A 22,903-nucleotide genomic window follows, 5' to 3' on the forward strand; every position below is an offset into this window, starting at 1 on the left:
CGGGGTCGTATGGGCGACCGCTTCCGGCCACCGATACGGGAACGGTACACGCAACGGCCGGGGCCGATCGACGGAAATAAGTCCCGCCGACCGGCCCCAGTCGGTTACTGCGTGGTTCAGACGCGCGGCTTCTCGCGCATCTCGTACGTCGCGATGACGTCGTCGACCTTGATGTCGTTGAAGTTGCCGAGGTTGATACCGCCCTCGAACCCTTCGCGGATCTCGGTGACGTCGTCCTTGAAGCGACGCAGGCCCACGATGTTGAGGCTCTCCGCGATGACCTTGTTGTCGCGGAGGAGGCGCGCCTTCGTGTTGCGCTTGACCTCGCCGGAGCGGATGAGAACACCCGCGATGTTGCCCAGCTTGGACGACTTGAAGACCTCGCGGATCTCCGCCGTGCCGAGCTCGACCTCCTCGTACTCCGGCTTGAGCATGCCCTTGAGGGCCGCCTCGATCTCCTCGATGGCCTGGTAGATCACCGAGTAGTACCGGACGTCGACACCCTCGCGCTCGGCCATCTGCGCGGCACGACCGGCCGCACGGACGTTGAAGCCGATGACGATGGCGTCCGAGCCCATGGCCAGGTCGATGTCCGACTCCGTGACCGCACCGACGCCGCGGTGCAGGACCCGGATGTCGACCTCTTCGCCGACGTCCAGCTGGAGCAGCGAGGACTCGAGAGCCTCGACGGAACCAGAAGCGTCACCCTTGATGATGAGGTTGAGCTGCTGGACCTCGCCGGCCTTGAGCACCTTGTCCAGGTCCTCGAGGGAGACACGGCGCACGCGCTTGGCGAAGGCCGCGTTCCGCTCGCGGGCGGCACGCTTCTCGGCGATCTGACGGGCCGTACGGTCCTCGTCGACCACCAGGAAGTTGTCGCCGGCGCCCGGGACGTTGGTGAGACCGAGCACGAGGACCGGAGTCGAGGGACCCGCCTCCTGCACGTGCTCGCCCTTGTCGTCGAGCAGGGCACGGACACGGCCGTAGGCGTCGCCCGCGACCAGCGTGTCACCGACACGGAGCGTGCCTCGCTGGACGAGGACGGTCGCGACGGCACCGCGGCCCTTGTCGAGGTGGGCCTCGATCGCAATACCCTGCGCGTCCTGCTCCGGGTTGGCCCGCAGGTCGAGCGAGGCGTCCGCGGTCAGGACCACGGCCTCGAGCAGGGAGTCGATGTTCTCGCCCTGCTTGGCGGAGATGTCGACGAACATCGTCTCGCCGCCGTACTCCTCGGCCACGAGGCCGTACTCGGTCAGCTGACCGCGCACCTTGGTCGGGTCGGCACCCTCGACGTCGATCTTGTTGACCGCGACGACGATCGGGACCTCGGCGGCCTTGGCGTGGTTGAGCGCCTCGATCGTCTGCGGCATGACGCCGTCGTTCGCCGCGACCACGAGGATCGCGATGTCGGTCGACTTCGCACCACGGGCACGCATGGCGGTGAACGCCTCGTGACCCGGGGTGTCGATGAAGGTGATCGCGCGCTCTTCACCGTTGACCTCGGTGCCCACCTGGTAGGCGCCGATGTGCTGGGTGATGCCGCCGGCCTCGCCCGCGATGACGTTCGTCTTGCGGATGGCGTCGAGCAGTCGCGTCTTACCGTGGTCGACGTGACCCATGACGGTCACGACCGGCGGACGCGCCATGAGGGCCTCTTCGCCGCCCTCGTCCTCGCCGAACTCGATGTCGAAGGACTCGAGCAGCTCGCGGTCCTCCTCCTCGGGGGAGACGATCTCGACCGCGTAGTTCATCTCGTCACCGAGAAGCTGCAGCGTCTCGTCGGAGACGGACTGCGTGGCCGTGACCATTTCACCGAGGTTGAGCATGACCGCGACGAGCGACGCCGGGTTGGCGTTGATCTTCTCCGCGAAGTCGGTGAGCGAGGCACCGCGCGACAGACGCACCGTGGCGCCGTTGCCGCGAGGCAGCATCACACCGCCGACCGACGGGGCCTGCATGGCCTCGTACTCCTGGCGCCTCTGCCGCTTCGACTTGCGACCGCGACGCGCCGGACCGCCGGGACGACCGAAGGCGCCCTGCGTGCCACCACGGGCACCGGGACCGCCGGGACGGCCACCGAAGCCGGGACGGCCGCCGAAGCCGCCGGGACGACCGCCGCCGCCACCACCGGGACCACCGGGACGACCGGCGAAACCGCCGCCACCGCCACCGGGGCCACCGGGACGACCGGCGAAGCCGGGACGACCGCCACCGCCGCCGCCCGGACGACCGCCGCCGCCGGGACCACCGCGACCGCCGCCGCCACCCGGACCCGGACGCGGGCCCGCGGCGGGACGCTGCGGCATCATGCCGGGGTTCGGACGGTTGCCGCCGCCACCGCCGGGACGCGGACCGGCCGCACCACCGGCGCCGCCGGCCTGCGGACGGGGCATGTTGCCCGGGCTCGGACGGTTGCCGCCCTGACCCTGCGGACGGGGACCACCCTGGCCGCCACCCTGCGGGCGCGGACCGCCCGGGGCACCCTGGCCGCCGGGACGCGGGGCGCCACCCGGACGGGGCGCCTGCGGGCGCGCCATGCCGGTGGAACCACCAGAGGTGAAGGGGTTGTTGCCCGGGCGCGGGCCCGAGGGACGGGCGCCACCGGGACGCTGGCCCTGGCCACCGGGACGCGGGGCGCCCTGACGGTCGCCACGGTCACCGCGCTGGCCACCCTGGCCCTGGCCACGGTCCTGACCGGGGGCCGGACGGCCACCGGGCTTCGGGGCGCCGGGACGCGGAGCGGCCGGGCCGCCGGGCTTCGGGGCCGCGGGGGCCTGCGAAGCGGCGGGAGCCTGGAACTCCGGGGTGCTGGGCGCCGGCGAAGCGGGCTTCGGGGCCGGCTTCGGGCCGGGCGTCGGCCGCGGACCCGGGGTCGCCGGAGCGGCGGGCTTCTCCGCAGCGGGCTGCTCCGCGGCAGGCTGCTCCGCTGCGGGCTTCGGCGCAGCCGGGCCCGGACGCGGGGCGGCGGGCTTGGCGGCCTGCGCGGGAGAGGGGGTGGGACGCGGCGCCGCCGGCTTGGCGGGCGCGGCCTTCTTGGCGGCGGGCTTCTTGGCCGCGCCGTTGGTGCCCTGATTCAGGGCGTCAGTCAACTTGCGTACAACCGGCGCCTCGATGGTCGAGGACGCCGAACGTACGAATTCACCGAGTTCTTGGAGCTTGGCCATGACGACCTTGCTCTCTACGCCGAACTCCTTGGCGAGTTCGTATACCCGGACCTTAGCCACTTCGCTCCTTTTAGGTCCGGGTTACGCCGGACCGTCGCTACTTCATGGGCGTACTCATCGCGTGCTCATCGAGTGCTCATCGCAATCTCGACCTACTTCCAACTCGCGGAATACCAGGGCCGCACGGGGGTCCCGCACGGCGCTTCTTACGGTGTCGCCTGCTCGACGCGGTGGCGCAGGGCCGCCGTGTCGAACGGTCCAGGGGCCCGATAAGCCCTCTGAAACGCCCGGCGGCGGACCGCCAGGTCAAGACAGGCCAGGGCGGGATGCACGTAAGCACCCCGGCCGGGCAGCGTACCGCGATCATCGGGGACGCACTGTCCCTCGATCACCACGATCCGCAGCAGTTCGCTCTTGGCCGCTCGCTCCCGGCATCCCACGCAGGTTCGCTCAGGGCATGCGCGGGCATGCGTCCGACCAGACACGGTTAAGTCTACCTCCCCGTACCGACCTCACCCCTTTGGGGCAAAGATCGAACGGTTGGCTCGTCACATACTGTCGTGATCCAAGCGCCGAGCGCTCGGATTTATTCCCCGTCGGAGGAACCCTCGGGGGCGCCGCCCTGATCGGTGTCCGGACGGATGTCGATGCGCCAGCCGGTGAGCCGGGCCGCGAGCCGGGCGTTCTGACCCTCCTTGCCGATGGCGAGGGAGAGCTGGTAGTCGGGCACCGTCACGCGGGCCGAGCGGGCCGCGAGGTCCACGATCTCGACCTTGGAGACGCGGGCCGGGGACAGCGCGTTGGCCACCATCTCGGCCGGGTCCTCGGACCAGTCGACGATGTCGATCTTCTCGCCGTTGAGCTCGGCCATGACATTGCGCACACGCCCGCCCATCGGGCCGATGCAGGCGCCCTTGGCGTTGAGCCCGCTCCGGGTGGAGCGCACGGCGATCTTCGTGCGGTGGCCGGCCTCGCGCGCGATGGCGCAGATCTCGACGCTGCCGTCGGCGATCTCCGGCACCTCGAGCGAGAAGAGCTTCTTCACGAGGTTCGGGTGCGTACGGGACAGGGTCACGGAGGGGCCGCGGACGCCCTTGGCGACGCGCACGACGTACGAGCGCAGGCGCAGGCCGTGCGGGTACTCCTCGCCGGGGACCTGCTCCTGCACCGGCAGGATGGCTTCCAGCTTGCCGATGTCGACCAGCACGTTCTTCGGGTCGCGGCCCTGCTGGACCTGGCCCATCACGATGTCGCCCTCGCGGCCCGCGTACTCGCCGAGCGTCGCGTCGTCCTCGGCGTCGCGCAGCCGCTGCAGGATGACCTGCTTCGCGGTCGTGGCGGCGATCCGGCCGAAGTCGTCAGGGGTGTCGTCGAACTCGCGGGGCTCCTGGCCCTCCTCAAGGTCGGACGGGTCCTCCTTCGCCCAGACCGTCACGTGGCCGCTGTCGCGGTCGAGCTTCACGCGCGCGTGGCGGAAGCTGCCGTCGGTGCGGTGGTAGGCGATGAGGAGGGCCGACTCGATCGCCTCGACCAGCAGATCGAAGGAGATCTCCTTCTCCCGGACCAGCCCCCGCAGGGCACTCATGTCGATGTCCACGGCTACGCCTCCTCTTCGTTGTCGTTGTCGTCGTTGCTGTCGTTCTTGTTCTTGCGGTTGAACTCGACCTGGACGCGCGCCTTGGCGATGTCCGAGAAGTCGAGCCTTCGGGTGGTCGCCTTGCGGCCCTTCACACCCGGTACTTCGAGGTCGAGGCCGTCGTCGTCGACCTTGAGGATGCGCGCGACCAGCTCGGACTCGTCGTTCAGCGTGAACTTCACGAGGCGGTCCGTCGCGCGGAGGTAGTGGCGGTGCTCGGTGAGGGGGCGCTCGGCGCCGGGTGTCCCGACCTCGAGCTCGTACTCGCCCTCGCCCATCGCGTCGGTCTCGTCGAGCTTCGCCGAGAGCGCGCGGCTCACATCGGCGATCGCGTCAAGGTCGGCGCCCTCGTCGGAGTCGATGACGACGCGCAGCACACGCTTGCGTCCGACCGAGGCCACTTCGATCTCTTCGAGTTCGAGCCCCTGTGAGGTGACGAGCGGTTCCAGTAGTTCCCGCAGCCTCTCGTTCTGGGTGGTGCTCATCCGGGTGACTCCTCGGCCGCGTGTGCTGTTGTGGTTACTGACTTTCCTTGCGCGTCAGGTCAAAGGGTATCCGGTCCAGGGGGGTGTTGCCGTCCACCCGTGCGAGGGCGGCGGTACGGTGATCACCGCCACTCCCGCTCGATCGAACCTGATCAGTTCCGATCAGGGAGTCGACCGAGAACCTCACTCGTCCCGCCTCCGCTCTTGTCTCCGCTCTTGACTCCGCTCTCGTCACCTCCCGCCTCTTCGCCCTTGAGGACGCCTGCCGTGCCGCTGCCCCCTCTCGCCCGCTCCGGGCCACGTCGTAGGACTCTGCTCGCCTCCCTGGCCGGGGCCGCGCTGCTGACCGGCTGCTCGGACTCCGGCGACGGCGCGGACGGCGGCAGCGGATCGCCCGCCGCCGCGCAGGAGAAGCGGCTGCGGACGCAGGCGGCGCGCGAGAGCGCGGACCTCCTCGGCCAGTACGACCGGTCGGTGGCGGCCCGTCCGGCACTCGCGGAGCGGCTGAACCCGCTGCGCGCCGAGGTCGAGCGGCACGTGAAGGCGTTCGGCGGGACCCGCGGTCCTTCGGGTGCGGCGGCTCCCCCGGGCCGGAAGCCGGCCGCGGCGCCGGTCTCCGAGAAGGACATCCTCAAGTCGCTCTCGGTGGCCGAGCAGCGGCTGTCGGACCGCCGGATGGCCGCGCTCACCGACGCGCCCGGCGAGCTGGCGCGGCTGCTCGCCTCGGTGGCGGCGGCCGGGGCAGCACACGCGTACCTGCTGTCGGAGGACGGACGGAAATGAGCGAGAACCAGCTGCTCGCGGCGGTACAGGCGGCGCTGCGCGCCGAGCACGCGGCGGTGTACGGCTACGGGGTGGTCGGCGGCCGGATCGGCGAGGACCGCAGGGACCGGGCCAGGGACGCCTACGACGCGCATCGCGCCCGCCGCGACGAACTGCGCCGCACCGTGCGCGACCTGGGCGGCACCCCCGAGGAGTCGGCGGGAGCGTACGCACTGCCGTTCCCGGTGCCCGACTCGGCGGCTGCGGCGCGGCTGGCCGCGGACATCGAGAGCAGGGTCGCGGGCGTCTACTCGGATCTCGTACGGGCCGCGGACGGCGAGCGGCGCCGGGACGCGGCCGACGCGCTCCGTGAGGCGGCGGTCCGTGCCGTGCGCTGGGGCGGCGGCAGCGTAGCCTTCCCTGGGCTCTCCGAACGGGCCGCGGCGCCGTCGGCGTCCGCGTCCCCGTCGCAGGACCCCAGCACGTAGGCAGACTTGGGAAGGGAATCCCCGCGCATGGCATCCCCGCGCATGGCATTCGAACCGCCTCCGCGTCTTGTGAACGCGCTCGGCGAGGTGCGCGACGACGGGGCGTCGGCGTGGCTGAGGCGGGTCGGTCCGCTGCTCGACGAGGCGGCGGCGCGGCGCGATGTGACGGTGGAGCGGGTGCATGTGCCCGGGGGCCGCAGCAGCCTGGTCGCCCATGTCCGCAGGGCGGACGGCTCGCCGGCGATCCTGAAGCTGGCGCCGGAACGGTTCCGCCCGGAGGCGGAGCGCGCGGCGCTGACGCACTGGGACGGCTTCGGCGCGGTGCGCCTGCTCGATCCGGGGGTGAACGACGGCGCGCTGCTCCTCGAACGCCTCCACCCTGAGATCTCCGTACGTTCGCTGCCGGAGGCGAAAGCGCTCCTGGAGGCGGCGGGCACGCTGCGCCGCCTGTGGGTGGACCCGCCGGAGGGGCGCAACTGCGAGACCGTTCCGGAGCGCACGGGCCGCCAGGCAGTCGGGATGCGGGCGACCGTGGAGTCGTTCCCGGATGTCGCGCCGCTGATCGACGCGGCTCTCGGGACGCGCGACGAGCTGGTGTCCTCGGCTCCCGAACACCGTTTGCTGCACGGTACGTTCCGGCAGTCCAAGGTGCTGTCCGGGGAGCGGATGCCGTGGCTGGCGGTGGGCCCCGACCCGGTCGTCGGGGAGACCGCGTTCGACCTGGCGCGGCTGGTGCGGGACCGGGTGGAGGACCTCATCGGCTCCCCGTCGGGCCCGGCGATCACCCGGCGCCGCGTCAAGCGCCTCGCGGAGTCCCTGGAGGTCGACCAGGCCCGGCTGCGTGGCTGGACCCTCTTCCGCGCCGTGGAATCGGGCGCGCGGGCGCTGCGGGTGGGGCGCCACCAGGACGGCGAGAACCTGCTGGAGTTCGCGGGCTGGCTGTGACCTCCGGTCGGGGGCCGGTGGGGTTCATGGGCGCGGGGGCCCGGCTGAGCTGAATCCGCCGGACTGGGGTTGCGGGTGTCGCTCCGCGGGCGCGGGCAACGGGGTGTCGGTCGGCGGGGCGCTGCCCCGGGCTCCGCTGCGCAACCGTTGCGGGCCCGTCCCGGGTACCGCGCTCGTACCGGGTACCGGCTACCGGCTACCGGCTACCGGCTACCGGCTACCGGCTACCGGCTACCGGCTACCGGCACCACGGTTGCGGTCGCGGGGCGTTGCCCCGGGGCCTCCTTCAGCTCCCGCACCGCGGCTGGGGTTATGCCCACGGAGCCCAGCCGCGGGCTCCGCTGCTCGACCGTTGCGCACGCGAGGCCCACCGGCTCTCGCACCATCACCGGGGTTACGCCCGCGGAGCCCAGCCCTGGCCCCCGCTGCCCACCCGAGGCCCACCGGCTCCCGCACCACCGGGGTTACGCCCGAGGAGCCCAGCCCCGGACCCCGCTGCACAACCGTTGCCCACCCAGGGCCCCGTCGGCTCTCGCACCACCGCCAGGACTACGCCCACCAAGCCCAGCCCCGGACTCCGCTTCCCGACCGTTGCGCACGCGAGCCCAACGGCTCCCCGACCCGCACCACGGCTACGGTCACGGGCCCTACCCCGCCCCGCTGCACAACCGTTGCCCACCCAGGTCCCCATCGGCTCCCGCACCACCGCCTGGGTTACGCCCACGGAGCCCAGCCCCGGACCCCGCTGCACAACCGTTGCGCACGCGAGGCCCACCGGCTCCCGGACCCGCGCCCGGGCGCCCCGCTGGCTCTCGCCCAAGCGGGCCTTGAAATAGCGGCACCGACCGCCACTTCGGCTCGATGCGTCCCGCCTCCCCGTGAGCAGTGACCGTGCCCCGCTCATCTCCCACCCACCCGCCCCCTCCGGGGGCGTAGGCCCAACGGGTACCGCAACCTGCCGCCGGCACGGCTCCCCACCCCGTGAGCGGACGGCCGTCACCGCCTTGGGCAATCTGCCGCCTTGGGCGGCAGGGTGGGCAAGGCGGCCCACGGTGCCGCGCACCGTGAACGACGGGCGGCGACCACGGCAAAGCCGCGCGTCTCCGTGCCGCGCTGCCGCCGGCCCCGGGGAGGCCGAAGCCCTCGGAAGGGCAGGCAGGTGGGAGAGCAGTCGGCAACGGCGGGGGGATAGACCGGCGCCGCGCCCGGCATCACTGGTACCGCCCCCTCCGGCATCAACGGCGCCGGCCCCGGTGCCGTAAGCCCACGCCCCGCGCCCCGCGCAACCAAAACGACACGCCTCACCCCGAGAGAAACCCCGGGCCTCGGGAGGCCGAAGCCCCTGGAGGGGGAGGGCGGGTGGGAGATGAGCGGGCGGAGGGAGCACCGGGAAGCGGCCCGGCAAGGAGGGCCGGAGCCGCGCACCCCGCACCGCACGCGTCACCCACGGCGCCGCACCGAAACCACGCCCCACGCAAGCAAAACCACACGCGACACCCCGGCAGACGCCCCGGGCCCCGGGAGGCCGAAGCCCCCGGAGGGGCGGGCGGGTGGGAGATGGGCGGGGGAACCGTACGAGGGAGGCGCAGGTGTCGCGGTGGGCGTTCGCCGCGGCGCAGTGGCCGACGCCCGGGGGCGCGCAAGCTGAATGCGAGGCGCCGCAACCCCGGAGTCAGGCAACGCCGACACGGACCGGCACCCCCACCACACCCCGGAGTCAGGCAACGTCGACGTGGACCGGCACCCCCACCACACCCCGGGGTCAGGCAGCGCTGACGTAAGCCGGCCCCCCGGGCCACGCAGGCGCCGCAACCCCGGAGTCAGCAACGCCGACACGGACCGGCACCCCGGCCCGCCCAGGCACCGCAACCCCGGAGTCACCCGGCGCCGACGTGGGGGCCGGAACCCGCCTCGCCCCCGGGCCCCGGTACCCGCTACGCGGTCAGGCGGGCGACCGCCTCGTCGACCGTGAGTTCCTCGCGCTCGCCCGTGCGGCGGTCCTTCAGTTCGACGACGCCGTCGGCGCTGCGGCGGCCGGCGACCAGGATCTTCGGGACACCGATCAGCTCGGAGTCGGTGAACTTCACGCCGGGCGAGATGCCCGGGCGGTCGTCGACCAGGACCCGGACACCGGCCGCCGCCAGCTTGTCCGAGACCTCCAGGGCCAGCTCCGTCTGGAGCGCCTTGCCCGCCGCGACGACGTGCACGTCCGCCGGGGCGATCTCGTCCGGCCAGACCAGACCCTTGTCGTCGGCGTGCTGCTCGGCGAGCGCCGCGACGGCCCGCGAGACGCCGATGCCGTACGAGCCCATGGTGACGCGGACCGGCTTGCCGTTCTGGCCGAGGACGTCGAGCTGGAACGCGTCGGCGTACTTGCGGCCGAGCTGGAAGATGTGGCCGATCTCGATGGCGCGGTCCAGCTTGAGACCGGTGCCGCACTTGGGGCAGGGGTCGCCCTCCTGGACCACGACGACGTCGACGTACTCGGAGACCTCGAAGTCGCGGCCCGCGACGACGTTCTTCGCGTGCACGCCGTCCTTGTTGGCGCCGGTGATCCACGCCGTGCCGGGGGCGACGCGCGGGTCGGCGATGTACGTGACCTTCTCCAGGCCCTGCGGCCCGACGTAGCCGCGGACCAGGTCGTCGCGGCCCTCGAAGTCCTCGGCGGTGACCAGCTCGACGGCGGCCGGGGCGAAGTGCGCCTCGACCTTGCCCATGTCGACCTCGCGGTCACCGGGGACGCCGACCGCGACGATCTCGCCGTCGACCTTCACGAGGAGGTTCTTGAGCGTCGCGGAGGCCGGGACCTCCATGTACGCGGCGAGCGTCTCGATGGTCGGAGTGTCGGGCGTGGGGACCTCGACGAGCGCGGGCACGCCCTCCGCGTCGACCGCCTTGACGGCGAAGCCGACGGCCTCGGTGTTCGCGGCGTAGTCGCAGGCCGGGCAGTCCGCGAAGGTGTCCTCGCCGGCCGCGGCCGGGGCGAGGAACTCCTCCGACTTCGAGCCGCCCATGGCGCCGGCGGTCGCGGCGCAGATCCGGTAGTCGAGGCCGAGGCGCTCGAAGATGCGCTGGTACGCGGCGCGGTGCAGGCCGTACGACTCGGTGAGGCCCTCGTCGGAGAGGTCGAAGGAGTACGAGTCCTTCATCTGGAACTCACGGCCGCGCAGGATGCCGGCGCGGGGACGCGCCTCGTCGCGGTACTTGGTCTGGATCTGGTAGAGGATCACCGGCAGGTCCTTGTAGGACGTGCACTGGTCCTTGACCAGCTGGGTGAAGATCTCCTCGTGCGTCGGGCCGAGCAGGTAGTCGCCGCCCTTGCGGTCCTGGAGGCGGAACAGCTCGGCGCCGTACTCCTCCCAGCGCCCGGTCGCCTCGTACGGCTCCTTGGGCAGGAGCGCGGGCAGCAGCACCTCCTGGCCGCCGATGGCGTCCATCTCCTCGCGGATGACGCGCTCGACGTTCGCGTAGACCCGTCGCCCGAGCGGCAGCCAGGACCAGACACCGGCGGCGGTGCGGCGCACGAAACCGGCGCGGACCAGCAGCTTGTGGCTGAGGACTTCGGCGTCCGCCGGGTCGTCGCGCAGTGTCTTCACCATCAACCGGGACATGCGCTGGACCTGGACCTTGGCCATGATTCTTGACTCCTGCGACGAAAGGGTGATGTCAGGAGGTTAGCCGGGGGGCGGTCGCAGCCGGAAATCGGTTCTGGTTCAGCGGACCGTGCGGCGCAGCGGCAGCGGCGCGCCCATCACCGCGTACGGGCGCGGGGCGCTCGGGAACAGCACCTGGCGGGCCAGGTCCTCGTAGCCGAGCGAGTGGTAGAGGCCGCGGGCCGGGCTGTCGATGTCGATCGCGGAGAGGATCGAGCGGGGCTGGGTGGCCCCGTCGGTGATCGACGTGATGAGCGTGCGGCCGATGCCGCGGTTCTGGTAGCCGGGGTGCACGTGCAGCTCGGTGATCACGAAGGAGTCGTCGAGCCAGTCGTCCTCCCCGCGGGTGCGCAAGTACGGCTCGACGACGGTGGACCACCAGTGGGTGCGGTCGTTCGGCATCCCATAGACGAAGCCGACGAGCCGGCCGTTGCCGGTCGTGGCGCCGAGGGAGCGGGCCCCCGGGTACGTGATGTGCCGCAGCACGATCTGCCGGCGCACCGCGATCTCGTCGTCGCTGAGCCCGAACGCGTATGCCTGCACGGCGAGCGCCTCGTCGACCCGGCTGCGCAGGTCCAGGGGCCCGATGGTGACGGCGCGGTCGTCCGTGCGGTTCCGGTGCGGCATGCGGGGAGGGTACCCCGCGGCGGCCCGCCGGTTGTATGGGTCGGCGGGGTCGGGGGCCATCAGAAGAGCACGCTCATGAACGCCCCGACCTCTTCGAATCCGACGCGCCGGTACGCGGCCCTGGCCGGGGTGTTGAAGTCGTTGACGTAGAGGCTGACCACGGGGGCGACGTCGGCGAGTGCGTAGCGCAGGACCGCCGCCATGCCGGGGGCGGCGAGGCCGAGGCCGCGGTACTCGGGGGCGACCCAGACGCCCTGGATCTGGCAGACCTGCTCGGTCGCGGCGCCGATCTCCGCCTTGAAGGCGACCTTTCCGTGCTCGTCGAGGCGGGCGAACGAGCGGCCGGAACCGACCAGTTCGGCCACCCGCGCCTGGTAGAGCAGGCCGCCGTCACCGGCCAGCGGGGAGATGCCGACCTCCTCGGTGAACATCGCCACGCACGCCGGCATGATCGTGTCCATTTCGTCCTTGCGGACGCGGCGGACGTACGGGTCGGGGGTGATGTCCGTGGGCATCCGGTCGGTCACCATGAGCGGCTGCTGGGAGCGGATCTCGCGGGCCGGGCCCCAGCCCGGTTCGAGCAGCTGCCAGAGGCGGGCGGTGGGCTCCGCCGGGCCGACGATGGAGGAGCAGCGGCGGCCGGCCCTGCGGGCGCGGTCGGCGAAGCCTCGGACGGCGCGGTCGGTCGCGCAGATCGGGACGAGGTTGGCGCCCGCGTAGCACAGTGACTCCAGCATCCCGTCCTCGTACCAGCCCCACATTTCGCCGCCGAGCCGCCACGGGTCGAGGCCCGCGACCCGGACGCGGGCCGTGACGAAGGCGTTCGCGACGGGCTCGCGGTCGAGGACGGCGAGCGCGGCGTCGAGGTCGCTCGGTTCGAGGACCCGGGTGGTGGTCTGAGTCAACACGTGCGGAGGGGCCTCACCAGATGGGCTACTGATCTCCGCACTGTACCTGTCGCTCCGCGGGTGTGGCGGGTCGACGTTTCGGCCCCCTTTCGGTGGCGCTCCCGCCTTGGACCCGTGCCTGGTGCCATTGCGTCGGCGGGTGGCGGTCGCGTCGTGGGTTTGCGCAGTTCCCCGCGCCCCTGAATGCAGCGGCTTCGCCGCTGGGCCGCAGGACGCCGAACGCGAAAGGCCCGCCCACCCGGAGGGTGCGCGGGCCTGGCGGGGGCGGGGTCAGCCCGCGATGGACACCGACGGTTCGCCGGAGGCGATGCCGTCCTTCTCCATCTGCTCGGCGATCTTCATCGCCTCGTCGATCAGCGTCTCGACGATCTTCGACTCGGGCACCGTCTTGATGACCTCGCCCTTGACGAAGATCTGGCCCTTGCCGTTGCCGGAGGCGACGCCGAGGTCGGCCTCGCGGGCCTCGCCCGGCCCGTTCACGACGCAGCCCATGACGGCCACGCGCAGCGGGACCTCCATGCCTTCGAGGCCGGCGGTGACCTCCTCGGCGAGCTTGTAGACGTCGACCTGGGCGCGGCCGCAGGACGGGCAGGAGACGATCTCCAGACGGCGGGGCTTGAGGTTGAGGGACTCCAGGATCGCGTTACCGACCTTGATCTCCTCGACCGGCGGGGCCGAGAGGGAGACGCGGATCGTGTCGCCGATGCCCTCGGCGAGCAGCGCGCCGAAGGCGACGGACGACTTGATGGTGCCCTGGAACGCCGGGCCCGCCTCGGTCACACCGAGGTGCAGCGGGTAGTCGCACTGCGCGGCGAGCTGCCGGTACGCGTTGACCATGACCACCGGGTCGTTGTGCTTCACGGAGATCTTGATGTCGCGGAAGCCGTGCTCCTCGAAGAGGCCCGCCTCCCACAGCGCCGACTCGGCGAGCGCCTCGGGGGTCGCCTTGCCGTACTTCTGCAGCAGTCGCTTGTCGAGGGAGCCCGCGTTCACACCGATGCGGATCGGCGTGCCGTGGTCCTTCGCCGCCTGGGCGATCTCCTTGACCTTGTCGTCGAACTGCTTGATGTTGCCCGGGTTCACGCGGACCGCCGCGCAGCCGGCCTCAATGGCCGCGAAGACGTACTTCGGCTGGAAGTGGATGTCCGCGATCACGGGGATCTGCGACTTCCGGGCGATGACGGGCAGCGCGTCGGCGTCGTCCTGCGTGGGGCAGGCGACCCGGACGATCTGGCAGCCGGACGCCGTCAGCTCGGCGATCTGCTGAAGCGTCGCGCCGATGTCGGAGGTGCGCGTCGTGGTCATGGACTGCACCGAAACGGGCGCGTCTCCGCCGACCGCCACGGTGCCGACCTGGATCTGGCGGCTCTTGCGCCGCTCGGCGAGCTTGGTCGGTACCGACGGAATGCCGAGAGAAATCGCAGTCATCTGCTGTGCAACCCCAAGGATGTGGATCGAGTCCAGAGGCTTCCGAGATTACGTCACCGGCGCGTGCACGAGCACATCGCGCCCCCGCAAACCCTCATAAAGAGGGACTGCCCGGCACTCAGGGTGCCGGGCAGTCCCGAACAGCGTCCGAACGGTGCGTGTCCGGCACCCGTCCGGTGTCTGATCAGGAGATTTTCACCGGGTTCACCACGTCTGCGATCAGGACGAGGATCGTGAAACAGACGAAGACACCGGCCACCACGTACGCCACCGGCATGAGCTTCGCCACGTCGAACGGGCCCGGGTCCGGGCGGCGGAACACCTTCGCCAGGTTCCTGCGCAGCGATTCCCACAGGGCGCCCGCGATGTGCCCGCCGTCGAGCGGCAGCAGCGGCAGCATGTTGAACAGGAAGAGCGACAGGTTGAAGCCCGCGACCAGCATCAGGGACATCGCCAGCTGCTGCGTCGGCGGAATGTCCAGGGTGAAGATCTCGCCGCCGACCCGGGCCGCGCCGACCACGCCCATCGGCGAGTCCTGCTCGCGCGGGCCGTCGCCGAACGCCGCGTCCCACAGGGCGGGGATCTTCGCGGGCAGCGCGATGATGGAGTCCACCGCGTCGCCGACCCGGTCGGACATCCAGGTGACGGAGTCGCCGAAGTCCTGCCGGACGACGCCGGTGGCGGCGGTGAAGCCGAGGAACCCGGCGTTGACATAGCCCTCGGTGATCTGGCCGCTGGCGTCCTTCTTCGGCACCTGGTTGGTGGCGATCTTCGCGGTCAGCGTCTGCTGCTGTCCGCCGCGCTCGACGACGATCGGCACCGTGTCACCGGCGCTCTTGCGGATCTCGTCGGACAGCGCGTTCCACTCGTCCGTCGCGACTCCGTTGAAGGACACGATCTTGTCCTTCGGCTGGAGGCCCGCGGCCTTCGCCGGGGACTCGGGGTCGGAGGCCTTGCAGCTGTCGCGGTTGGCGCTGGCCTGGATGACGCAGGAGGAGACGGACGAGACGACGTTCGTCTGCTGGGTGACGCCGAAGCCCATCAGGACCGTCAGGAACAGGCCGATCGCGAGGATCAGGTTCATGAAGGGGCCGGCGAACATGACGATGACGCGCTTCCACGGCTTGCGCGTGTAGAAGAGCCGGGTCTCGTCGCCGGGCCGCAGTTCCTCGAAGGCGGCGGCGCGCGCGTCCTCCACCATGGAGCGGAACGGAGAGGTCGAGCGGGACTCGATCCTGCCGTCGGCGCCGGGCGGGAACATGCCGATCATGCGGATGTAACCGCCGAGCGGGATCGCCTTGACGCCGTACTCGGTCTCGCCCTTCTTCCGCGAGAAGACGGTCGGGCCGAAGCCGACCATGTACTGGGGCACGCGGATGCCGAAGAGCTTCGCCGTCGACAGGTGGCCCAGTTCGTGCCAGGCGATGGAGAAGAGCAGGCCCACCGCGAAGATGACTACGCCGAGGATCATCATCAAGGTCGTCATGCACGGGCCTCCGCGGCTGCCTTGTCCGTTGCGGTCAGTTCACGGGCCCGGGCGCGCGCCCAGGTCTCCGCTTCGAGGACGTCCGCGACGGTGAGCGAAGTTCCCGTTCCGGGTGTGCCGTGTTCGTTCACGACCTTCGTCACGGTTTCCATGATCCCGTTGTACGGCAGGGCGCCCTTCAAGAACGCGTCCACGCACTCCTCGTTGGCGGCATTGAACACCGCCGGGGCCGTGCCCGCGAGCTCCCCCACATGCCGGGCGAGCCCGACCGCGGGGAAGGCCTCGGTGTCGAGGGGGAAGAACTCCCAGGTGGAGGCCTTCGTCCAGTCGAACGCGGGGGCGGCGTCGGGGATTCGCTCGGGCCAGCCGATGCCGATGCCGATCGGTCCGCGCATGTCGGGCGGGGTGGCCTGGGCGAGCGTCGAGCCGTCGGTGAACTCGACCATGGAGTGCACGTAGGACTGCGGGTGCACGACGACCTCGATGCGGTCGAAGGGGATGTCGTACAGCAGGTGCGCCTCGATGACCTCCAGGCCCTTGTTGACCAGGGTCGAGGAGTTGATCGTGATGACCGGGCCCATCGCCCAGGTCGGGTGCGCGAGGGCGTCGTCGACGGTGACGTTCGCGAGGTCCGCCTTCGTACGTCCCCGGAAGGGGCCGCCGGACGCGGTGACGACGAGCTTGCGGACGTCGGCGCGGGTGCCGCCGGCGAGGGCCTGGAAGAGCGCGGCGTGCTCGGAGTCGACCGGGATGATCTGGCCGGGCTTCGCGATGCGCTTGACGATCGGGCCGCCGACGATCAGCGACTCCTTGTTGGCCAGCGCGAGGGTGCGGCCCGCTTCGAGGGCGGCGAGCGTCGGGGCCAGACCGATGGAGCCGGTGATGCCGTTGAGCACGGTGTGGCAGTCGCCGCGGCCCGCGATCTCGGTGGCGGCGTCGGGCCCGGCCAGGATCTCGGGGAGCTTCTCCCCCGCCCCGTACTTCGCGGCCAGCGCCTCGCGCAGCGCGGGCACGGTGTCCTCGCGGGCCACGGCGACGGTGCGTACGCGCAGCCGGTGCGCCTGCTCGGCGAGCAGCTCGACGCGGCCGCCCGCGGCGCTCAGCGCGGTGACGCGGAACCGGTCGGGATTGCGCAGGACGAGGTCGACGGCCTGCGTGCCGATGGAGCCCGTGGAGCCCAGGACGGCGACGTCACGAGGGGCGTCGGCCGGGGCCGGGTCGAAGACGAGGTGCGGGTCCGCGAGGGGGGATGGGCTGTCGCTCATCCCCCCATTCTTGCGTGAACTCCCTGTGCGTCCGACACGGGATGGCACAAGGGCCTGTCGTTTGGATCAGGCCGGATCAGGGAGCGGGGTAATGGGGCCTCCCCTGCTCGAGCGACGACAACGCCGCGAGCGTGCGTGCCAGGCCCCGCGAGCCCGGCCTGATCCGAACGACAGGCCCTGGGTGGCGGGGATCAGCGGATCGGGCGGTGGACGTTCTCGCGTTTGCTCGGTCCGGGGGTGGCCTCCGCGATCCACGGGCCGTCGCCGCTGGGGTCGACGACGCCCTGTTCCAGCCAGGTGTACGTGCCGCCGATGACGCCCTTGACGACCTTGCGGTCGAGCTCGTCGGTGTTGGTCCACAGCCGGTCGAAGAGTTCGTCGACGCGGATGCGGGACTGGCGGCAGAAGGCGTCGGCGAGCTGGTACGCCTCGCGGCCGTACGGCTCCGTGGTGCGCAGGAGTTCCGCGCGTACGCAGGTGGCGCTCATGGCGAAGAGTTCGGCGCCGATGTCGACGATGCGGCCGAGGAAGCCCTGCTTCGTCTCCATGCGGCCCTGCCAGCGGGACATGGCGTAGAAGGTGGAGCGGGCGAGCTTGCGGGCGGAGCGTTCGACGAAGCGCAGGTGAGTGGCGAGGTCCGGGTGACCGGCGGGGTTGAACTCGGCGTAGGTACGCGGGAGTTGGCCGGGCCCTGCCACGAGCTTCGGGAGCCACTTCGCGTAGAAGCCGCCTGCCTTCGCGCCCGCCCTCGCCTTGTCCGAAAGGGACTTGTCGGGGTCGATCAGGTCGCCCGCGACCGACAGGTGGGCGTCCACGGCCTCGCGCGCGATCAGCAGGTGCATGATCTCGGTCGAGCCCTCGAAGATGCGGTTGATGCGCAGATCGCGCAGGACCTGTTCGGCGGGGACGGCGCGTTCGCCGCGCGCGGCGAGGGACTCGGCCGTCTCGAAGCCGCGGCCGCCGCGGATCTGGACGAGTTCGTCGGCGATCAGGCAGGCCATCTCGGAGCCGTAGAGCTTGGCGAGGGCGGCCTCGATGCGGATGTCGTTGCGGTCCTCGTCCGCCATCTGCGACGAGAGGTCGAGGACGGCTTCGAGCGCGAAGGAGGTCGCCGCGATGAAGGAGATCTTCGAGCCGACGGCCTCGTGGAACGCGACCGGCTTGCCCCACTGCTCGCGCTCCGCCGACCATTCGCGGGCGATCTTCAGACACCATTTGCCGGCGCCGACGCACATGGCGGGCAGCGAGAGCCGGCCGGTGTTGAGGGTGGTGAGGGCGATCTTCAGGCCCGCGCCCTCGGGGCCGATGCGGTTCGCCGCGGGGACCCGGACGCGGTGGAAGCGGGTGACGCCGTTCTCGATGCCGCGCAGGCCCATGAAGGCGTTGCGGTTCTCGACGGTGACGCCCTCGGAGCCCGCCTCGACGACGAACGCCGTGATGCCGCCCTTGTGCCCCTCGGACTTCGGTACGCGGGCCATGACGACGAGGAGGTCCGCCACGACGCCGTTCGTCGTCCACAGCTTCACGCCGTCGAGGACGTACTCGTCGCCCTCGGGGACGGCCGTGGTGGCGAGACGGGCCGGGTCCGAGCCGACGTCGGGCTCGGTGAGCAGGAACGCCGAGATGTCGGTGCGGGCGCAGCGCGGCAGGAACGTGTCCTTCTGCTCCTGCGTGCCGAACTGCTTGAGCGGCTGCGGTACGCCGATGGACTGGTGCGCGGAGAGCAGCGCGCCGATGGCGGGCGAGGCCGAACCGACGAGCGCGAGCGACTTGTTGTAGTAGACCTGCGTGAGGCCGAGGCCGCCGTACTTCGTGTCGATCTTCATGCCGAGTGCGCCGAGCTCCTTGAGCCCGTTGATCGTCTCGTCGGGGATCCGCGACTCGCGCTCGATGCGGGCCGAGTCGATCTTCGTCTCGCAGAAGTCGCGCAATTTGGCGAGGAATTCCTCGCCGCGCTGCGCGTCCTCGTCGGCGGGCATCGGGTGCGGGTGGATGAGGTCGAGCCGGAACCGGCCGAGGAACAGTTCCTTGGCGAAGCTGGGCTTGCGCCAGTCCTGTTCGCGGGCGGCCTCGGCGACCTGCCTGGCTTCCCGCTCCGAAACCTTGGGCTGGGATGTTGCGGACATGAGGTTCACCTCGCCGCGCGTCGGGTCCACCGCCCGGCTCGTTACCGACCGGTGCTACTGGATCGTATGTACCCGATAACGGGCATGTCGACCAGTCCCCGCGCACCCGAACGCCGACGGCCGGAGCCCCCGCACAGTGGGCTCCGGCCGTCGTGACCGGCGCGCGGATCAGGCGCGCGCCGGGGTCTTCGCGGGTTCTCCCGCGGGTTCTCCCGCGGGTTCTAGAGGGCGAGGCCCGTCAGGACGAGGACACGCTCGTACGAGTAGTCGTCCATGGCGAACTTGACGCCCTCGCGGCCGACGCCGGACTGCTTGGCGCCGCCGTACGGCATCTGGTCGGCGCGGTAGGACGGGGCGTCGCCGATGACGACGCCGCCGACCTCGAACGCGCGGTGGGCGCGGAACGCGGTCTGGAGGTCGTGCGTGAACACGCCCGCCTGGAGGCCGTACTTGGAGTCGTTGACGGCGGCGAAGGCCTCGGCCTCGCCGTCCACCTTCTTGACCGTGAGGACCGGGCCGAAGACCTCTTCGCAGGCGATCGTGACGTCGGCGGGGACGTCGGCGAGGACGGTCGGCGCGTAGGTGGCGCCGTCGCGCTTGCCGCCCGCGAGGAGCTTCGCGCCCGCGTCGACCGCCTCGGTCACCCAGGACTCGACGCGCTTGGCCGCGTCCTCGCTGACCAGCGGGCCCACGTCGGTGGCGTCGTCCGCCGGGTCGCCGGTGACCTGCGCCTCGACGGCCGCGACGATCTTCGGCAGCAGCCGGTCGTAGACGGTGGAGTCGGCGATGACGCGCTGCACCGAGATGCAGGACTGGCCGCCCTGGTAGTTGGAGAAGGTCGCGATCCGCTGCGCCGCCCAGTCCAGGTCCGCCTCGGAGGCCCAGTCGGCGAGGACGACGGCCGCGCCGTTGCCGCCGAGCTCCAGGGTGCAGTGCTTGCGCGGCACGCTGTCCATGATCGCGTAGCCGACCGGGCCCGAACCGGTGAAGGAGATGACCGGGAGGCGCTCGTCCTGGACCAGGGCGGGCATGCGGTCGTTCGGGACCGTGAGGACCGACCAGGAACCGGCCGGGAGGTCCGTCTCCGCGAGCAGCTCGCCGAGGATGAGCGACGAGATCGGGGTGGCCGGGGCCGGCTTGAGGATGATGGGCGCGCCCACCGCGATGGCCGGGGCGACCTTGTGGGCGCTCAGGTTCAGCGGGAAGTTGAACGGGGCGATGCCGAGGACGACGCCCTTCGGGACGCGGCGGGTGATCGCCATGCGGCCCGTGCCGCCCGCGTCGGTGTCGAGGCGCTGGGCCTCACCGCTGTTCCAGCGGCGGGCCTCCTCCGCGGAGAAGCGGAACACGGAGACGGCGCGGCCGACCTCGCCGCGGGCCCACTTGATCGGTTTGCCGTTCTCCGCGGAGATCAGCTGGGCGATCTCCTCGGTGCGCTCGATCAGGCGGTCGGCGACGTGGTTCAGGGCCTTGGCCCGTACGTGGGCGGGGGTCGCGGCGAACTCGTCGACCACAGCGTGGGCGGCGGCGACGGCCTCCTCCACCTGGGCCTCGGTCGGCTCGGAGACGGTGCCGACGAGGCGGCCGTCGTAGGAGTTGTGGACGTCGAACGTCGTGTCACCGGTGGCCTGGCGGCCGGCGAGCCAGAAGGCGTGGGTGGTCATGGGGCGTGTACCGGCCTCTCCGTGGATGTTGCGGTGGGTGTGACCACGGTAGGGCGGTGCCGCGTGCCTGCGGTTTGGCCAGGTTGGAGTAGTCGTGGGTGCCGGTTCGACTATTTGGAGCGCTGCGACGGCGTTACGGCCTCGGGGCTCCACCCCGGACCCCGCGGGCTCTCGTCCAAGAGCGGGGCTTGAAAGGTCGATCGGCGGCGAGCCTTGAAAGATCAAGCGCGAGGCGGGCAAATCAAGCCCCTGCGGCGATTGAGCAGCGGGGTCCGGGGCGGAGCCCCGCGGCCGAAACGGCTCCTACGCCCCCGTCGCCTTCAGCGCCAGCCACAGCTCCATGCGGACGTCCGGGTCGTCGAGGGAGCGGCCGAGGATCTCCTCGACGCGGCGCATCCGGTAGCGGAGGGTGTGGCGGTGGACGCCCAGGTCCGCCGCCGCCGCGTCCCACTGGCCGTGCCGGGAGAGCCACGCCCGCAGCGAGGCCACGAGGTCGCCCCGGCCCGTCGCGTCATGATCGCGGAGCGCCCGCAGGAGGCCGTCCGCGAACGCCCGGACCGCGTCGTCACCCAGCAACGGCAGCACCGAGCCCGCCGCCACGTCCTCGTGCTCCACGAGGATCCGGCCGCGCCTGCGGGCGACGGAGAGCGCCTGTTCGGCCTGCTTGTACGCGGACACCGCCGCGATCGGCCCGGCGGGCGCCGAGAAGCCGATGACCAGTTCGTCCTCGGACGAGGATGTGGCCGCGCCCTCCCCGCGCGTCGACTCCAGCGCCTCCGCGTACTGGAGGCAGGCCTCGGCCGCCGCCCCGCCGTCGACGGCGAGCAGCACGAGGCGCTGGCCGTCGGGGACGACGAGCAGCGCCTCGCCGGAGCGCGCCGCCGCCGACTCCACGACGTCGGCGAGGACGGCCAGGGGCCCCACCCCCGGCCCACCGGCCCCGGTCACCGCCTCCGCGAGCAGCGCCGCCGTCCCGGTCGACCGGTCCCCGCCCGCCGGTGCCACCCCGCTCGGCGGCGGCGCGACGGCGTCCGCGATCACCATCCGGAACGGGGCGTCGAGCAGCGCCCCGTACAGGTCGCCCGCGACGGCCCGCGCGTGGTCGGGCTCCCCCGCGAGCAGCATCCGCAGGACGGCCGCGCCGATCCGCTGCTCCGCCGCGTACAGCGCCCTGGAACGTTCGGTGGTGAGGGTCAGCAGGGCGATCGCGGAGTGCAGGGCGTAGCGCTCGGCGGTGCCGAGGGTCGCGGCCGTGCCCACCGCGAGCGCCGCGCGGGGCCGCCGGCCCGTGCCGATGGAGTGCAGTTCGACCCGGTCGTCGGAGCCGCTCTCCACCACCGCGCTGGCGGGGGCGGGCCGGTCCCGCAGCCGCTCCACGTCGCCGGTCAGGCGGGCGGCGCGGCGGCCCGCCCAGTCCGGAGCGGTGGCGACGACGGCGCCGGACGCGTCGTACAGCGCGGCCCATCCGTCGACCTGGGCGGCGAGCACGGCGAGCACCCCTTCGGGCCCGCTGCCGAGTGCCTGCTTGGTGAGTTCGCGCTGCGCGGCGAACCCGGAGGTGACGGCCTTGTACTGCTCGGCGGCGATCGCGGCGGACACCGCCTTGCTGATGGCGATGAAGGGCGTCCGCGGCGGCACCGAAAGCAGCGGCAGCCCCTCGCTCTGCGCCGCCTTCACGAGTGCCTCGGGGACGTCGTCGTAGTTGACGCCGACGGCGAAGCCCAGGCCGACGACGCCCGCCTCGGCGAGCCGCTTCACGTAGCGGCGCATGGCGTCGGGGTCCTCGGCGTCCAGCTTGAGCGCGGTGATCAGGAGGAGCTCGCCGCCCTCCATGTACGGGACCGGGTCGGCGAGCTCGCTCACGTGCGCCCAGCGGACCGGCGTGTCCAGGTGCTGCTCGCCCGCGCGCACGCCGAGCTTGAGCGCCGAGTGGTGGACGAGCGAGGCGAGCGTGGGCGGCATGGGCCAGGCCTTCGGGTCAGCTGGGTGTACAGGGGGTCGGCTGGACGTACGCGGAGATCGGCTCTGCTGGGTCTCACAGGGTTCCGGTTCTCGCGGATCCTGTGAAGCTTTTGGCCGGTCCGTATGAACGACCAGTGCCGATTCTGCCTCACCGTACGTACCAGCGGGGCCTGGCCCCCTGAAAGCTCAGTCAACCTTCAGCCGCTCTTAGGGCCCTTCTGACGGATCAGGCTGGATGCGGGAGGCCGCTCCGTTCGGCTCCGCGAGCGGGGTAATGGGGCCTCCCCTGCTCGAGCGGAGCCGA

At 71.8% G+C, this 22,903-nt stretch carries 16 protein-coding genes; 3 read left to right on the forward strand and 13 right to left on the reverse strand.

All coding sequences use genetic code 11. From position 1 onward, the window contains the following. Positions 1 to 116: 116 nt before the first annotated feature. The 4 genes from infB to rimP all read right to left on the reverse strand — a co-directional run bounded on the left by infB (position 117) and on the right by rimP (position 5,285). A complete protein-coding gene (infB, locus tag ACFV9W_RS16735; protein WP_385761004.1) occupies positions 117 to 3,224 on the reverse strand; it encodes a translation initiation factor IF-2 in 3,108 nt (1,035 codons plus the stop codon). Between the two features lie 146 nt (positions 3,225 to 3,370). Continuing rightward, complete coding sequence (locus tag ACFV9W_RS16740) at positions 3,371 to 3,649, reverse strand: YlxR family protein (RefSeq protein WP_266714798.1); 279 nt, start codon at positions 3,647 to 3,649, stop codon at positions 3,371 to 3,373. 101 nt (positions 3,650 to 3,750) lie between these two features. Continuing rightward, a complete protein-coding gene (gene nusA / locus ACFV9W_RS16745; protein ID WP_385761008.1) occupies positions 3,751 to 4,761 on the reverse strand; it encodes a transcription termination factor NusA in 1,011 nt (336 codons plus the stop codon). A 2-nt stretch (positions 4,762 to 4,763) separates the two neighbouring features. After that, complete coding sequence (gene rimP / locus ACFV9W_RS16750; protein ID WP_385761011.1) at positions 4,764 to 5,285, reverse strand: ribosome maturation factor RimP; 522 nt, start codon at positions 5,283 to 5,285, stop codon at positions 4,764 to 4,766. A gap of 267 nt (positions 5,286 to 5,552) precedes the next feature. Here rimP and ACFV9W_RS16755 point away from each other — a divergent pair, with 267 nt between their 5' ends. The 3 genes from ACFV9W_RS16755 to ACFV9W_RS16765 are packed head-to-tail and all read left to right on the forward strand — an operon-like array spanning position 5,553 to position 7,480. Continuing rightward, the gene (locus ACFV9W_RS16755; protein WP_385761013.1) at positions 5,553 to 6,068 is read left to right on the forward strand and encodes a hypothetical protein; all 516 of its coding nucleotides are present in this window, start codon (positions 5,553 to 5,555) and stop codon (positions 6,066 to 6,068) included. After that, positions 6,065 to 6,535, forward strand: coding sequence for a ferritin-like domain-containing protein (locus tag ACFV9W_RS16760; RefSeq protein WP_385761015.1), 471 nt, complete (start codon positions 6,065 to 6,067; stop codon positions 6,533 to 6,535). The genes ACFV9W_RS16755 and ACFV9W_RS16760 overlap by 4 nt, the downstream gene beginning before the upstream one ends. 42 nt (positions 6,536 to 6,577) lie before the next feature. Continuing rightward, a complete protein-coding gene (locus ACFV9W_RS16765; RefSeq protein ID WP_385761018.1) occupies positions 6,578 to 7,480 on the forward strand; it encodes an aminoglycoside phosphotransferase family protein in 903 nt (300 codons plus the stop codon). 1,934 nt (positions 7,481 to 9,414) lie between these two features. On the opposite strand, the gene ACFV9W_RS16770 is transcribed toward ACFV9W_RS16765, so the two are convergent. The 9 genes from ACFV9W_RS16770 to ACFV9W_RS16810 all read right to left on the reverse strand — a co-directional run bounded on the left by ACFV9W_RS16770 (position 9,415) and on the right by ACFV9W_RS16810 (position 22,599). Continuing rightward, positions 9,415 to 11,115 (reverse strand): proline--tRNA ligase, encoded by a 1,701-nt coding sequence (locus tag ACFV9W_RS16770; RefSeq protein ID WP_385761021.1) that lies wholly within the window; start codon positions 11,113 to 11,115, stop codon positions 9,415 to 9,417. Positions 11,116 to 11,193: 78 nt separating this feature from the next. After that, complete coding sequence (locus tag ACFV9W_RS16775) at positions 11,194 to 11,760, reverse strand: GNAT family N-acetyltransferase (protein ID WP_385761023.1); 567 nt, start codon at positions 11,758 to 11,760, stop codon at positions 11,194 to 11,196. A gap of 59 nt (positions 11,761 to 11,819) precedes the next feature. After that, a complete protein-coding gene (locus ACFV9W_RS16780; protein WP_385761026.1) occupies positions 11,820 to 12,668 on the reverse strand; it encodes a GNAT family N-acetyltransferase in 849 nt (282 codons plus the stop codon). A gap of 270 nt (positions 12,669 to 12,938) precedes the next feature. After that, positions 12,939 to 14,096 carry a flavodoxin-dependent (E)-4-hydroxy-3-methylbut-2-enyl-diphosphate synthase gene (ispG, locus tag ACFV9W_RS16785; RefSeq protein ID WP_385761028.1) on the reverse strand — a complete coding sequence of 386 codons (1,158 nt, stop codon included), beginning with the start codon at positions 14,094 to 14,096 and terminating at the stop codon, positions 12,939 to 12,941. A gap of 184 nt (positions 14,097 to 14,280) precedes the next feature. Beyond that, a complete protein-coding gene (locus tag ACFV9W_RS16790; RefSeq protein ID WP_385761030.1) occupies positions 14,281 to 15,582 on the reverse strand; it encodes a M50 family metallopeptidase in 1,302 nt (433 codons plus the stop codon). Further along, complete coding sequence (dxr, locus tag ACFV9W_RS16795; protein ID WP_385761033.1) at positions 15,579 to 16,847, reverse strand: 1-deoxy-D-xylulose-5-phosphate reductoisomerase; 1,269 nt, start codon at positions 16,845 to 16,847, stop codon at positions 15,579 to 15,581. The genes ACFV9W_RS16790 and dxr overlap by 4 nt, the downstream gene beginning before the upstream one ends. Positions 16,848 to 17,038: 191 nt before the next feature. Continuing rightward, positions 17,039 to 18,973, reverse strand: a complete 1,935-nt coding sequence (locus ACFV9W_RS16800; RefSeq protein ID WP_385761036.1) for an acyl-CoA dehydrogenase family protein — start codon at positions 18,971 to 18,973, stop codon at positions 17,039 to 17,041. A 221-nt stretch (positions 18,974 to 19,194) separates the two neighbouring features. Next, the gene (locus ACFV9W_RS16805; RefSeq protein WP_385761038.1) at positions 19,195 to 20,637 is read right to left on the reverse strand and encodes an aldehyde dehydrogenase family protein; all 1,443 of its coding nucleotides are present in this window, start codon (positions 20,635 to 20,637) and stop codon (positions 19,195 to 19,197) included. 303 nt (positions 20,638 to 20,940) lie between these two features. Then, a complete protein-coding gene (locus ACFV9W_RS16810) occupies positions 20,941 to 22,599 on the reverse strand; it encodes a PucR family transcriptional regulator (RefSeq protein WP_385761041.1) in 1,659 nt (552 codons plus the stop codon). Positions 22,600 to 22,903 lie beyond the last annotated feature (304 nt).

The organism is Streptomyces sp. NPDC059897, from assembly GCF_042730865.1.
GTDB lineage: Bacteria > Actinomycetota > Actinomycetes > Streptomycetales > Streptomycetaceae > Streptomyces.

Excerpts from the sequence above, each read along its gene's own strand:
- rimP (WP_385761011.1), bottom strand. The coding sequence starts at position 5,285 with ATGAGCACCACCCAGAACGAGAGGCTGCGGGAACTACTGGAACCGCTC.
- ACFV9W_RS16760 (WP_385761015.1), top strand. The coding sequence starts at position 6,065 with ATGAGCGAGAACCAGCTGCTCGCGGCGGTACAGGCGGCGCTGCGCGCC.
- ACFV9W_RS16765 (WP_385761018.1), top strand. The coding sequence starts at position 6,578 with ATGGCATTCGAACCGCCTCCGCGTCTTGTGAACGCGCTCGGCGAGGTG.
- ACFV9W_RS16770 (WP_385761021.1), bottom strand. The coding sequence starts at position 11,115 with ATGGCCAAGGTCCAGGTCCAGCGCATGTCCCGGTTGATGGTGAAGACA.
- ACFV9W_RS16775 (WP_385761023.1), bottom strand. The coding sequence starts at position 11,760 with ATGCCGCACCGGAACCGCACGGACGACCGCGCCGTCACCATCGGGCCC.
- ispG (WP_385761028.1), bottom strand. The coding sequence starts at position 14,096 with ATGACTGCGATTTCTCTCGGCATTCCGTCGGTACCGACCAAGCTCGCC.
- ACFV9W_RS16790 (WP_385761030.1), bottom strand. The coding sequence starts at position 15,582 with ATGACGACCTTGATGATGATCCTCGGCGTAGTCATCTTCGCGGTGGGC.
- dxr (WP_385761033.1), bottom strand. The coding sequence starts at position 16,847 with ATGAGCGACAGCCCATCCCCCCTCGCGGACCCGCACCTCGTCTTCGAC.
- ACFV9W_RS16800 (WP_385761036.1), bottom strand. The coding sequence starts at position 18,973 with ATGTCCGCAACATCCCAGCCCAAGGTTTCGGAGCGGGAAGCCAGGCAG.
- ACFV9W_RS16805 (WP_385761038.1), bottom strand. The coding sequence starts at position 20,637 with ATGACCACCCACGCCTTCTGGCTCGCCGGCCGCCAGGCCACCGGTGAC.
- ACFV9W_RS16810 (WP_385761041.1), bottom strand. The coding sequence starts at position 22,599 with ATGCCGCCCACGCTCGCCTCGCTCGTCCACCACTCGGCGCTCAAGCTC.